Consider the following 13291-nt stretch of genomic DNA (forward strand, 5'->3'; position numbering starts at 1 on the left):
ACGTCCCGCAGCGCGGGCACGGCCAGCGCGGCGGCGGCGGACGCGGTGTCGCGGCGGCGCTCGTTGTAGGCGCTGTCCACCAGGCCACGGCGGGTGGCGGTGTCCAGGATCACCACCGCGGTCCCCGGCGGCAGCGGCACCGAGCGCGTCTCCAGCGAGCGGCAGTCGATCAGCAGCGCGTGCCCCTCCTCGCCCGCCGCCGAGATCATCTGGTCCATCACCCCGCAGTGCACGCCCACCCAGCCGTTCTCGGCCTTCTGCGCAAGGAGCGCCATCTCTCTCGCGTCCCACGCGAACCCCGACACCGCGCAGAACGCCCGCGCCGTGGCCAGCTCCATCGCCGCGCTCGACGACAGCCCGGCGCCGATCGGCACGTCGCCGGCGGTCACGCCCTCCCAGCCGGCCAGGTTGCGGTCCTTCTTCTCCAGCGCCCACGCCATCCCGCGCAGGTACTCGATCCACCCGCCCTCGCTGCACCCCAGCGTCGCCAGGCTGAACGAGCGCGTCTCGGCGAAATCCAGCGAATGCACGGTCACGCCGCGGTCGGCGCACGGCCGCAGGGCGATCCACACCGCGCGGTCGATGGCCATGGGGAGCACGAAGCCGTCGTTGTAGTCGGTGTGCTCGCCGATCAGGTTCACGCGGCCGGGCGCGCGGGCCACGCACGCCGGCGGCTCGCCGAAGCGCGCCTCGAACTCCCGCGTCACGCGGGCGCGAAGGCCGTTGTCGCTGGTCATGTCAGGAAATGGATCAAGGTTCAGGAAGCGGGCGCGGAGGCCCGGTCGTCGTAGCCGCGCGGATGCGCCTGGTGCCACGCCCAGGCGCTTTCGATGATCGCGTGCAGGTCCGTCCACTTCGGCGCCCACCCCAGCTCGCGCTGGATGCGGTCGCTGGCCGCGATCAGCCGCGCGGGGTCGCCGGGCCGGCGCGGGCCGGCGACGGCGGGAATGGGATGCCCTGTCACCTCGCGCGCCGCCTCGATCACCTGGCGCACGCTGAAGCCGTGGCCGATCCCCAGGTTGTACGTGCGGCTGCCCTGGTCCAGCGCGCGCAGGGCACGGATGTGGGCGTCGGCGAGGTCTTCGACGTGGATGTAGTCGCGGATGCAGGTGCCGTCGGGCGTCTCGTAGTCCTCGCCGAAGATGGTCACCCGCTCCCGCTGCCCCAGCGCCACCTCCAGCACGATGGGGATCAGGTGCGTCTCGGGATCGTGGTCCTCGCCCAGCTCGGGCGAGAGCGCGCCGCAGGCGTTGAAGTACCGCAGCGCCGCATAGCGCATCCCGAAGCGGTCGTCCATCCAGTGAAGCATCCGCTCCAGGATGAACTTCGACTCGCCGTACGGGCTTCCCGGCGAGATGGACGTCCCCTCGTCGATGGGGTCGCGGTCCGGCAGGCCGAACAGGTTGGCCGTCGACGACAGGATGAAGCGGTGGACGCCGTGCTCCACGGCGCTTTCCAGCAGGTTCAAGCCGTTGCGGACGTTGTTCCCCAGGTGGCGGAACGGGTGCTCCATCGACTCGCCCACCAGCGTGTGCGAGGCGAAGTGGAGAATGCCCTCAGGCCGGTGCTCCGCCATCGCCCGGTCGAGCGCCCCCCGGTCGTCCAGCCCCGCGACGACCAGCGTCGCCCGGGGATGCACGGCGGCCCGGTGCCCCTGCGACAGGTCGTCGAACACCACCACTTCGTCTCCACCCGTCACCAGCTGGTGCACCACGGCACTGCCGATGTACCCCGCCCCACCCGTGACCAGGACCCTCATCGCGCAGCTCCGATCGTTTGCATTTCCGCCAGGTCATCGTATACGGCGACGCTCTCGTCGTCCGCCCTCACCGCCACGTGTTCTCCGTCCAGCACCAGCGGCACCGCGAGCAGTGCGCGGAACTCGTTGTATCCCGTCCGGCCGGGAAAGAAGGCGTGCAGGAACAGCCACGGCTCGCCGTCCGGCCCCTGCGCCACGGACGGGTGCCCCGGCCCCCACCACTCCGCCGTGGAGCGGAGGAGCGGCTGGGCCATCTTGCGATATGGTCCCAGCGGCGCGTCCGCCACGGCCACGCCGATGCCGTAGCGCGCGGTCGAGAAGTCGTTCCCGGCGTAGAACAGGTAGTGCTTGCCGGCGCGCCGGGTAACCCAGATGCCCTCGATGAGGTGCGCCTCCCAGGGCTGGTCGTTCTGCAGCACCAGGGTGCGCTCCCCTTCCAGCCTGCGCCCGTCCTCCGAAAGCCGCTGTGCCCATGCCGGCGTGCGCATCGCGCTCAGGACGGCCCGGATGGCCTGCCGCACCTCCGGGTCCGCCTCGCGGCCCAGCATCGCGGAGAGCCGGTTCCTCACCGCCGAAAACCGCTCGGTGACGGCTTCTACCAGGACCTGCTGGGCGAAAAAGCGCTCCATCGGCTCCAGCGTGCGCACCCACGGCCACAGCGTCGCCAGCAGCGAGGCGGTGCGGCGGTCGGCCTCGTCCGGCAGCAGCTCGGCGATCAGCCGGCCGTGCTCGTGCAGCAGCTGGTGAAGCAGCCCCGGCCAGACGCCGTTGGTGTCGTCCTTCCACAGCAGGAAGGCGGCGCCGTCGTCGTCCACCACCACGTGCGGATCGATCACGCCGCCGCGCAGCACCGGCTCGGACGGTGTCTCGAACGGCCCGCCGGGGCTCGCAGACGTCGCCATGCCGATCGCGAGGTCGTGTCCATCCCGCTCCCGCGCCGCGAAGTACACCCGGTACTCGCCGCCAACGCGGTGCATCTCGGGCGCCCAGAAGTCGCTGACGCCCTCGCCGTCCGCCGCCCACGCCGGCTTCTGGCCGCGCGGGAAGACGAAGCCCACCATCTCCCAGTCCGCGAGGTCGCGCGACCGGGCGATGGGAAACGCGTCGGGCGCGTCGTTGGAGGTGGCGACCAGGTAGTACCACGTCCCGCCACCCTCGTCCGCGCGGATCACCGCCGGATCGCCATACCCGTGCAGCACGTCCGGCGACAGGTTCTCCGTCAGCAGCGGGCGAAATGGGGCACGGAACGTCGCCGGCTCGGGCGGCTGCCGGTTGCGCGGCACCCGCGTCCCGAAGCGCGCCGCCAGCGCGGCGTACACGTCCAGCCAGGCGTTGTGCGTCCGCTCGCCCAGGCTGTATTCCTCCATCATCCGCGCGCCGGCCGCATCCCGTCCCATGACGACGAGGGTCGAGCCGTCGGTGATCGCCCCCTCGAACCTGAAGGGCGCATCGGCGACGGCGGCGAGCCGGATCTCGTTCATCGACCGCGCCCGGTCAGCGCTCGCAGGGCTCGCCGGAGGGGACGCGCAGCGGCACGCCCGACGCCACCGGCTGCCCGAAGTTGGGCGACCCGTCCGCGTTCCAGGTGAAGGGCTGCGCGCGGATCACCCGGTTCCAGTTGGGTCCCGTGTCGACCTTGGCGTGGTAGATGATCCAGTCCTCCGTGCCGTCCGGCGACTTCGCGAAGCCGTTGTGCCCCGGGCCGTACACCCCGTTGGCTTCGGCGAACACGGGGCCCGTCTTGGTCCAGCTGGAGGGCAGCATGGGATCCGCCGTGGGGCTGTTCAGCCGCAGCATCCCTAAGCGATACGACCGCAGCCACGACTCGCGCGTGGAGTACACGACGAACGTCTGGTCGCCGCGCGCCAGCACCTGCGGTCCTTCGTTCAGGTCCAGCCCGTCCACCGGATCTTCCCGCCGCTCCCAGCTTTCGGTGGGCGCGGAGATCTGGGCGCGCGGGCCGCTGATGGTGTGCGGGTTGGACATCCGCGCGATGTAGATGTACTGGGGCGTGCGCGCGAGCGGCGTGTTGTTCTCCCACCCCGACCACATCCCGTACAGCTGGCCGTTGAAGCGATGGACGGTGAAGTCGATGGCCCACACGTCGTCGGCGTGGGTGGCCAGGCTGCCGCCCGTGTCCAGCTGGCCCAGGTCTTCGTACGCGCCCTGCGGATCGTTGCCGGCGGCGCGGATCACCCCCGCGCGCTGGAAGATGAACGGCGCATCCTGTGGCCCGGGGCGGCCCGCGGCGTAGTAGATGTACCAGCGGCCGTCCACCATGCGGATTTCCGGTGCCCAGACGTGCGTCTGGTTCCACCCCGTGTCGGGCGCGGTCCACACCTTTACGCTGTCGCGCATGGGGTCGGTGAGCTTTCTCGACCGGAACACCCAGATGGTGCTATTTTGCCCGTCCTGGTTCTTCGATTGCGCCATGTAGTAGTAGCCGTCGCGGAACTCCAGCCACGGGTCGGCGCCCCTGGCGACGGGGTTCGTGAACGTGCAGACCGCGCCCGTGGCGGGAGCGGGCGTTCCCGGCGCCTGCACGGGCGGGGTGCATGCCGCGAACTGCGCGGCGGCGAGCAGGGCCCATCCGGCGCGGGCGAAGGCAGTCTGACCACGAACGCGATTCATCGTATGACTTCCTCAGAGGCTGTTCCCGGGCCGGCAAGCTACCGGCCCCTCTTTCCCGAGTCCGCCGACCAGGGCGATCCCTACCTGCTCGCCATCCCCGACGGCGTGGCTGCGGACTACCGCTACTACGTGTACGTCACGCGGGACCAAACGAGCGACGGGCGGGGCGGCACGGCGACGCCCGGCGCCTTTCCCGCGTTCGCCTCGCACGACCTCGCCACCTGGCATCCGCTCGGCCCCACGCTGGACGGCGACGCGACGCGGTATGCCTTCTGGGCGCCATGCGTGCGCCACATCCCTGGGCTCGACCGACCGTATGTGATGCTCTACTCGCACGGCGCGGGCGTCGGCGAGCAGGCGCACATCGGCCACCAGATCCGCCGCGCGGACAGCGACCGGCCGGAGGGCCCGTTCACCGACACCGGCCACGTGCTGACGCCGGATACCGACTTCGCCATCGACGCCGACGTGTACCCCGGGCCCGACGGCTCGCTGCGGATGGCGTACGCCACCGACTTCGTGGACCGCGAGCCGTTCGGCACCGGCATCGTGGAGGTGGCGGTCAGCGACGACCTCACGCGCGTCCTGTCGTCCCCCGCCCTGCTCGCGCGCCCGTCGGAGGACTGGCACCTGTTCGACGGCGCGCGGCGCATGCCCTGGAAGGACATCCCCGGCGTGGACTGGCGCACCGACACCGTGCGCTGGAGCACCGTCGAGGGGCCGGTCGGCGGCCTGGTCAATCCCCAGGGCCGGCGCGTGTACCTGTACAGCGGCGGATGCTACTTCGGCTTCTACGCCGTGGGCGCGCTGGTGGAGGACGATGCCGGGACGCTGGTGAACGCTACGCGCGATGGGCGCGGGTTCGTCCTGGGCTCGCTTCCCGAGCACGGCTTCCATGCCCCGGGCCACTGCGACTGGTTCCGCGCCGCGGATGGCCGCGAGTGGCTGGTCACCCATGCCCGGTTCGGCTCGCCCGAGGCGCCGCGCAACGCCGCCCTCGTGGAGCTTCGCTGGGACGAGGACGGGCTGCCGTACTGCCCGCCGCCGGCGTAGTTCCCCCGGAGGGCCCCTCCCCCCGGCCCCCTCCCCCCATGCTGCGCATGTGGAGAGGGGGAGAACTTCAGGCCGGTTCAGGCTGGATGCCGATGCATGCCGCGGCAGCCCCCTCCCCCCGGCCCCCGTCCCCCGCTGCGCAGGGGAGGGGGAGAACTTCGGGGGCCTCCGCTGCCCCTTCACCCCACAAACTACGTGCGGAGAGCGGAGCTTTGTCATCCTGAGGCGCAAGCGCACCGGACCCGCCCGTACCTCGTCCTTCGCGCGCCGAAGGATCTAGCCCGGCGGCACTTCTCAGCCTGGGCGCGGCAGCGAGCACGAATGCCCGAGCCGCGTCGGTTCCCCCTCCTCCGCCCCTCCCCCGCAAACGGCGCGGGAGAGGGGAGAACTTCGGGCGCGTCGAGCCTGAATGCCGGTGCATGCCGCGGCAGCCCCCCCGGCCCCCGTCCCCCGCTGCGCAGGGGAGGGGGAGAACTTCGGGCCCCTCCGCTGCCCCTCCACCCCACAAACTACGTGCGGAGAGCGGAGCTTTGTCATCCTGAGGCGCAAGCGCACCGGACCCGCCCGTACCTCGTCCTGCGCGCGCCGAAGGATCTAGCCCGGCGGCACTTCTCAGCTTGGGCGCGGCAGCGAGCACGAATGCCCGAGACACGTCGGTTCCCCCTCCCCCGCCCCTCCCCCGCAAACTGCGCGGGAGAGGGGAGAACTTCAGTGCGCATCACCGGACATTGGCGCGAGTCCACGTCGCCCCCCTCTCCCGGCCTCTCCCCCATAAACTGCATGGGGGAGAGGAGAATTCGATCGCGCGTCGGTGATCTCCGCGCGGGCTACGGCATCGCCGGCGCGGGCCTCGGCTGCGAAGACGGGCCGCGGTCCACGCGCGGCCAGCCGTCCACGTACACCAGGGGATCGATCAGCATCACGCGCCGCGTGTTCACGTCGTCCGTGGGCTTGGAGCGCGGACGGCGCACATCGACCGCATGGTAGATGATCCAGTCGGTGCCGCGCGCGTCCGTGATCACCGAGTTGTGCCCCGGCGCGTTCCACTGCCCGCTACGCTCCAGGATGGCGCTCGTCCGCGCGCCGGTCGCCTGGGCGAGCGTTTCGAACGGTCCGGTTGCGCTGCGCGAGCGCGCCACCAGCGCCGCGTAGTGAGCGCGCGGGCCGCAGCAGTTGTCGCCGGAGTAGAACAGGTAGTAGAACGGCGCGCGATACGTCACCCACGCCCCCTCCACCAACCGCTGGTAATCGGTGGAATCCGACGTGGGCACCGTGTGCACGAGGTCCAACGGGCTGCTTCCCGCCGCGAACGACACGCGGTCCGCCGCAAGCTCCTGCACCTTGATCGGTCCGAAGCCCGAGCCCCAGTACAGCAGCCGCCGGCCGGTCTGCGGGTCGTCGAAGGCCATCGGGTCGATGTTCACGAAGCTGGGCCCGCACTGCAGCGGCTGGCCCTTGTCGGTGAACGGGCCTTCGGGACGGCTCGCGGTCGCCACGGCCAGGCAGAGCCCGCGCGTGCTGTCGCTCAGCGCCGCGTCGGGCTTGGCGGAGTAGTAGAGGTAGAAGGTGCCGCCGTGCTCGGACACGTGAGGCGCCCAGAAATCCTGCGTGCGGCTGGCCCACGACGGCTTCACCGGCAGCGCGTCGCCGATCCGCTCCCACACCACAAGATCGCGCGAGCGGGCAACCTGGATGTTGATCGACACGCCGTCCTGCTCGCCCTGCGTGGCGTAGGCGTAGTACGTCCCGTCGGACGCGCGGATCACCGTGGGATCGGGAAAGTCGACGTCCAGGACGGGATTCGTGTACGTCGCATTCGACGCGGACGCGTCCGCCGACGGCGTGCGCCCGGACGGTGGAGCGCAGGCGGAGAGCGCGGCGAGGGCGAGTACGGCGGTGACACGCATCACGCTGCCCCCGCCGTCGTCCGAGTCTCGGACAGGGCGCGCAGACGCTCGGCGCTGCTTTCCGGCGTCACGTCACGCTGCGGCTCGCCCAGCATCTCGTATCCCACCATGAACTTCCTCACCGTGGCGGAGCGGAGCAGCGGAGGAAAGAAGTGCATGTGCAGGTGCCACTCGGGGTGGGGCTGGCTGTCGGTGGGCGCCTGGTGCAGCCCCGCCGAGTAGGGAAACGAGACGCCGAACAGGTTGTCGTAGCGCGTCGTCAGCCGCTTGAGCACGTCCGCCAGGGCGTCGCGCTCGCCGTCGTCCAGCGCCAGCAGGTCGGGCACGGGGCGGCGGCTGATGACCATCGTCTCGAACGGCCAGATCGCCCAGAACGGGACCAGCGCGACGAAGCCGTCGTTAGCGCAAACGATCCGCTCCTGCCGATCCAACTCCAGCCGAAGGTAGTCGTCCAGCAGCGTGCGGCCGTGCCGGGCGAAGTGCTCGCCCAGCCGCTCGCCCTCGCGCGCGGCGATCAGCGGAACGGAGCGCTGGGCCCAGATCTGCCCGTGGGGATGGGGGTTGCTGCACCCCATCGCCTCGCCCTTGTTCTCGAAGATCTGCACGTGCCCGATGTCGGGCCGGCTTCCCAGCCGCGCGAACTCCTCGGCCCACACATCCACCACGCCACGCAGGGCGGCGGGCTCCAGGTCCGGCAGGGAAAGGTCGTGGCGCGGGGAGAAGCAGACGACGCGGCACACGCCCGACTCGCTGCGAGCGCGCAGCAGGCCGTCCACCTCCACCTCCGCATCCGGCGCGTCCGGCCGGAGCGCGGCGAAGTCGTTGCCGAAGACGTACGTGCCCGTGTAGTCCGGGTTCCGCTCGCCGCCTGCCCGCGCGTTCCCGGGGCACAGGTAGCACCCGGGATCGTGCGGCGGGCGCACCTCCGCCGCGGGCCGCTCCACCTGTCCCTGCCATGGACGCTTGGCGCGGTGGGGCGATACCAGCACCCACTCGCCGGAAAGCGGGTTGAACCGGCGGTGCGGGTGTTCCAGCAGGTCGTTCGTTTCCGTCACGATCGTCAATGGCCCGGCGTGGCCCGGCGCTGCAGGCGGCTCTGCACCACCACCACGCCCAGCAGGAACACGCCGCGAAGCACGCCCTGCCACCACGGGGTGATGGTGCCTTCCAGGTTGAACAGGTTGAAGATCACCCCCAGCAGCAGCACGCCCACCACGGTGGCTCCCACGCCGCCCTGGCCACCGGACAGCAGCGTTCCGCCCACGACCACGGCCGCGATGGCATCGAGCTCCCAGCCCGTACCCGCCACCGGCTGCCCGGCGCCCAGCCGCCCGGCCAGGACGATTCCCGCCATCGCGGCAAGCACTCCGCTGATGGCGTAGGTGGCGATCAACACGCGGTCCACCTGCAGCCCCAGCAGACGCGCGGCGTCCTGGTGGTCGCCCGCGGCGTACACGTAGCGCCCGAAGCGCGTGTAGCGAAGCACCACCCAGCCGATCAGGAACGCCAGCGCCGCCATGACCACGGGAACGGGGATACCGAGCATCCGCCCGCGGCCCAGCCACATGAAGCCCTGCGCGGCCCGGTCCACCCGCACCGAGTTCTCTTCCGTCACGCCCAGGGCCACGCCGCGCGCCGCGATCATCATCGCCAGGGTGACGATGAACGGCTGGATGCGCGCCTTGGTGATGAGCACGCCGTTGATGGTCCCCAGCACCGCCCCGGCCGCCAGTCCCCCGGCGACGGCGACGAGCGTTCCCTGCGGCGAAAGGACGGCGGCCACGATTCCCGCCAGCGCCAGCACGGAGCCCACGGAAAGGTCGATGCCGCCGGTAAGGATCACCATCGTCATCCCCAGCGCCACCATGCCCAGCATGCTGTTCTGGCGAAGCACGTTCAGCAGGTTCTCGGGGGTGGCGAAGGGCGCGTAGCGGATGGCGCCGAACACGCACACCACGATCAGCGCCACCACGGCACCCTGGCGCTGCAGCAGCGACGCGGCCCTGGCGCGCAGCGCCGGCACCGGGCGCGCGGGCATTCCACTTCCCGCGCCCGGCGGCGTGCTGCCGGGCTCCGCGAGGCGCACGTCGAGGGCGGCGCCGCCCATCTGCCCCTGATGTTCCACTAGACCCGCCTCGGGCGTTGGAGGTAGACGGCGAAGAAGATGATGAGCGCCTTGAAGGCCAGCGCCCACGCGTAGGGAACCAGCAGCATGTTGAAGCTGGTGGCGATCACCTGCATGATCAGCGCGCCCACGACGGTACCCATGATGGTCGCGCGCCCGCCGCTGAGCAGGGTTCCGCCCACCACCACGGCGGCGATGGCGTCCAGCTCCACGTTCTGCCCGATCTTGGCGGCGGCGCTGGCCCCCAGGCGCGACGCCTCGATCAGCCCCGCCATCCCGGCCAGGAGCCCGCTGATCACGTAGACGGAGACGACGGTGCGGTTGACGGGAACGCCGGCCAGGCGCGCCGCGGCGGGATTCCCACCGGCGGCCAGCACGTACCGCCCGAACGGCGTGGAGCGGAGGACGAAGACGGCCAGCCCGACGACCACGGCGGCGATTAGCACCTGCACGGGCACCGGGCCCAGGTGCCCGCGCCCCAGCGACAGGAACCCGGGATCATCGATGGCGATCAGCGCGCCGTCGCGGTTGATCACCTGCGCCAAGCCTCGCCCCGCCAGCAGCGTGGCGAGCGTGACGACGATCGCCTGCACCTTGAAGTAGGAGACGAAGGCGCCGTTCAGCAGCCCCACGGCCATCGCGGCCAGCAGCGCCGCGGGGATGGCGACGAAGAGCCCGGAGTCCAGCGTCACTGCCGCGACGGCCGCGGCGATGGCCATGACCGATCCCACGGACAGGTCGATGCCGCCGGTGGCGATCACCAGCGTCATCCCCACCGCGACGAGGAGGGTGACGGCCAGCTGGAACAGCACGTTCCAGAAGTTGCCCGCCGTGGCGAAGTTGGGTGTGAAGAGGGCGTTGGCGATCACCAGTACCACCAGGGCGAGCACCGCGCCCCCGGTGGCGCCCAGCGCCTCCCATCCCCGGCCGGCCAGCCCCGCGCCGCGCGTGCGCGGGACCGCTGAAGTTGCTTCCATCTCAGGCCTCCAGGGCCGCGGAGGCCGACACGGCGCTTCCCTCGGCCATCGCGTGGATGATCGACTGCTGCGAGATGTCGTCGCCGCGCAGCTCGGCCACGTTCTGGCCGTCGCGCAGCACCACCACCCGCGAGCTCCCCTCCACCAGCTCCTCCAGCTCCGACGAGATCATCAGCACGCCCAGCCCGGTGCCGGCCAGCTCGTTGATCAGCGCCTGGATCTCGCCCTTGGCGCCGATGTCGATGCCGCGCGTGGGCTCGTCCAGGATCAGCAGCGCCGGGTTCATGCACAGCCAGCGGGCCAGCAGCACCTTCTGCTGGTTGCCGCCCGAAAGCTCGCGGATCTTCTGGTCGGCGCTGGTGGCCTTGACGCCTAGCCGCTTCATGAACCGGTCGACGACCTCGCGCTGCTTCGCCCGGTCGACGATCCCCATCCGCGTGAGCGTGGGCAGCGCAGCCAGCGTCAGGTTCTCGCGCACCGAAAGCTCGGGGATGATCCCCTCGCCCTTGCGGTCTTCGGAGACGAAAGCGATCCCCGCGGCGATGGCATCGTCCGGGGTTCGCGGAGAAAGCCGCTTTCCATCCAGCTGGATGGTGCCGTCCTCGGCCGGGTCGGCGCCGAAGATGGCGCGCGCCGTCTCCGTGCGCCCCGAGCCCAGCAGGCCGGCTACGCCCAGGATCTCTCCCTTGCGCACGTCCAGCGTCACGCCGCGCAGCTTCTGCCCGCGGCGCAGCCCATCCGTGCGCAGCAGGGGCGTGGTGCCCTCGGCCTCGGCCTGGGTGGCGCCGAACCCGGTGGTGCCCTGCCGAAGCTCGTCGCGCTGCTTGCCCAGCATCAGGCAGACGAGGTCAAGCCGCTCCAGGTCGGCTACGCGATGGGTGCCCACCAGCTTGCCGTCGCGCAGCACGGTCACCCGGTCGCACACCGTGTACAGCTCGTCGAAGCGGTGGCTGATGTAGACGATGGCGGTGCCCTGCGCCTGCAGCTGGCGGATCAGGTCGTACAGGATGGAAACCTCGCGCTCGGCCAGCGAGCTGGTGGGCTCGTCGAGGACGAGAACCTTGGCGCCGAGCGAGACGCCGCGGGCGATGGCCACCATCTGCTGCTCCGCGGTGCTCAGCGCGCCCAGCGTGGCGCCCGGATCGATCGCAAGCCCCAGCCGCTGGAGCAGGGCGGCGGTCTCGGTGGTCATCCGCCCCCAGTCCACCAGCCCCCAGCGGCGCGGCTCGCGGCCCAGGTACACGTTCTCGGCTACGGTGCGGAAGCTGAGAAGGTGGATTTCCTGGTGCACGGCGATGACGCCGGCGGCCTGCGCGGCGGCCGGCGTGGTGAAGTCCACCGGCTGCCCCTCGAGCCACATCTGCCCGCCGTCGCGGCGGTAGGCGCCGGTCATGATCTTGATGAGCGTGCTCTTGCCCGCGCCGTTCTCGCCGACGAGCGCGTGCACCTCGCCGGGGCGCAAGGTGAAGTTCACGCCATCCAGCGCCGTGGCGCCCGCGAAGCGCTTGACGATGCCCTCCAAGCGGAGAATCTCGGGGGCGACGGAGGGTGGGGGCGCGGGGGCCGGGTTCGTCATGCGGTGCGGGGCTGGGAGGGGGAAGTGCGTTAGTGCGTGAGTGCGTGAGTGCGGAAGTGAACTGCGGAAGTGCGTTTGCGCGGTTACTCACGCACTAACGCACTTCCGCACTCACGCACTATCAGTACGCTTCTGCCACGAACTGCGCCGCGTTGTTCCGGTCGAAGAAGCGGTCGGAGATCAGCTTCTTCGTGGGCACCTGCTCGCCCTTGCGGATCTGCTCGATCGTTTCGAAGGCGATGGGGCCGAAGCGCGGGTTGCTTTCCACCGTGGCGCCCAGCTCGCCGCGCTGGATGGCCTCGAGCGCGGCGCGCTGGCCGTCGATGGAGACGATCTTCACGTCCGTACCCGGGGTGCGGCCGCCCGCCCGGATCGCCTGGATGGCGCCCAGCGCCATCTCGTCGTTGTGCGCGTAGACGGCGGTGATCTGCGGCCCCAGCGACTGCGCGATGTTCTGCATCACACGCTGCCCGTTGGCGCGCGAGAACTCGCCCGTCTGCGAGGCCAGGATCTTCATCCCCGGGTGCTTGGCGATCACCTCGCGGAAACCCTTGGCCCGGTCCGCCGCCACCGACGAGCCCGGCGTTCCCGTGAGCTCCACGATCCCCGCGGTGCCCCCCGTCTCCTTTACCAGCCACTCGGCGGCGCGGCGCCCCTGCTCCACGAAGTTGCTCCCCAGGAAGGTGACGAAGTCCTCGCCGGGCGTGCCCTCGGCCTCGCGGTCCACCAGGATCACGGGGATGTTGGCGTCGCGCGCCGCCTGCAGCGCGGGGGCAAGGCCCTCGAACTCGCGCGGCGCCAGCAGGATCACGTCTACGCGGCGGGCGATCAGGTCTTCGACGTCGGCTACCTGCTTGGCCGTCTGGTCCTGCGCGTCGGTCACCACGATCTCCATCCCGCGCTTCTTGGCCTCGTCGCGCAGGCTGGCCGTCTGGGCCATCCGCCAGGGGTTGTCGTGCCCCATCTGCGAGAAGCCCACGGTGAACTTTCCACCGTCCTCGCGCTGGCACCCGGCCATGGGAAGGACGGCCAGGACGGTGAGGATGCCGGTCAGGAGCCTGCTGCTGCGGCGCTGCGGAAGGGACATGTGTCGAGCCGAGGTACAGGGGTGACGACGGGAGCGGCGGAGCCGCAGGGGAGGTTCTGAACCTGTCCGAACGAGTTCAATTGATCCGAGAGTACACGCCGCTCCCGCCGCTGTCAAGGATTTGGAGCAGATCATTCATTCTGTGGACGAAGGTGCTTGACACCTGACGGCACACA

General features: G+C 70.9%; 11 protein-coding genes. 1 reads left to right on the forward strand and 10 read right to left on the reverse strand.

Annotated elements, in window-relative coordinates:
- From VF632_RS03705 to VF632_RS03720, 4 genes are all read right to left on the reverse strand, one after another.
- On the reverse strand, positions 1 to 737 hold a 737-nt coding region (locus tag VF632_RS03705; RefSeq protein ID WP_331021502.1), incomplete at its 3' end, for a galactokinase.
- Positions 738 to 757: 20 nt separating this feature from the next.
- A complete protein-coding gene (gene galE / locus VF632_RS03710; RefSeq protein WP_331021503.1) occupies positions 758 to 1759 on the reverse strand; it encodes a UDP-glucose 4-epimerase GalE in 1002 nt (333 codons plus the stop codon).
- On the reverse strand, positions 1756 to 3240 hold the full coding sequence (locus tag VF632_RS03715) for a glycoside hydrolase family 43 protein (protein ID WP_331021504.1): 1485 nt from the start codon (positions 3238 to 3240) through the stop codon (positions 1756 to 1758). Before VF632_RS03715 ends, galE begins: the two co-directional genes overlap by 4 nt.
- 13 nt (positions 3241 to 3253) lie before the next feature.
- Positions 3254 to 4390 carry a glycoside hydrolase family 43 protein gene (locus VF632_RS03720; RefSeq protein ID WP_331021505.1) on the reverse strand — a complete coding sequence of 379 codons (1137 nt, stop codon included), beginning with the start codon at positions 4388 to 4390 and terminating at the stop codon, positions 3254 to 3256.
- Positions 4391 to 4393: 3 nt separating this feature from the next.
- On the opposite strand from VF632_RS03720, the gene VF632_RS03725 reads away from it, so the two are divergent.
- The gene (locus tag VF632_RS03725) at positions 4394 to 5443 is read left to right on the forward strand and encodes a family 43 glycosylhydrolase (protein ID WP_331021506.1); all 1050 of its coding nucleotides are present in this window, start codon (positions 4394 to 4396) and stop codon (positions 5441 to 5443) included.
- 827 nt (positions 5444 to 6270) lie between these two features.
- On the opposite strand, the gene VF632_RS03730 is transcribed toward VF632_RS03725, so the two are convergent.
- From VF632_RS03730 to VF632_RS03755, 6 genes are all read right to left on the reverse strand, one after another.
- On the reverse strand, positions 6271 to 7350 hold the full coding sequence (locus tag VF632_RS03730) for a glycoside hydrolase family 43 protein (protein ID WP_331021507.1): 1080 nt from the start codon (positions 7348 to 7350) through the stop codon (positions 6271 to 6273).
- The gene (locus tag VF632_RS03735; protein ID WP_331021508.1) at positions 7350 to 8405 is read right to left on the reverse strand and encodes a UDP-glucose--hexose-1-phosphate uridylyltransferase; all 1056 of its coding nucleotides are present in this window, start codon (positions 8403 to 8405) and stop codon (positions 7350 to 7352) included. Before VF632_RS03735 ends, VF632_RS03730 begins: the two co-directional genes overlap by 1 nt.
- A 5-nt stretch (positions 8406 to 8410) precedes the next feature.
- Positions 8411 to 9475, reverse strand: a complete 1065-nt coding sequence (locus tag VF632_RS03740; RefSeq protein ID WP_331021509.1) for an ABC transporter permease — start codon at positions 9473 to 9475, stop codon at positions 8411 to 8413.
- A complete protein-coding gene (locus tag VF632_RS03745; protein WP_331021510.1) occupies positions 9475 to 10452 on the reverse strand; it encodes an ABC transporter permease in 978 nt (325 codons plus the stop codon). The genes VF632_RS03740 and VF632_RS03745 overlap by 1 nt, the downstream gene beginning before the upstream one ends.
- 1 nt (position 10453) lies before the next feature.
- Positions 10454 to 12028 carry a sugar ABC transporter ATP-binding protein gene (locus VF632_RS03750; protein ID WP_331021511.1) on the reverse strand — a complete coding sequence of 525 codons (1575 nt, stop codon included), beginning with the start codon at positions 12026 to 12028 and terminating at the stop codon, positions 10454 to 10456.
- Between the two features lie 121 nt (positions 12029 to 12149).
- Positions 12150 to 13115: an ABC transporter substrate-binding protein gene (locus VF632_RS03755; protein WP_331021512.1), complete on the reverse strand. Its 966-nt coding sequence runs from the start codon at positions 13113 to 13115 to the stop codon at positions 12150 to 12152.
- Between the last annotated feature and the right edge of the window lie 176 nt (positions 13116 to 13291).

Source organism: Longimicrobium sp. (assembly GCF_036388275.1).
GTDB lineage: Bacteria > Gemmatimonadota > Gemmatimonadetes > Longimicrobiales > Longimicrobiaceae > Longimicrobium.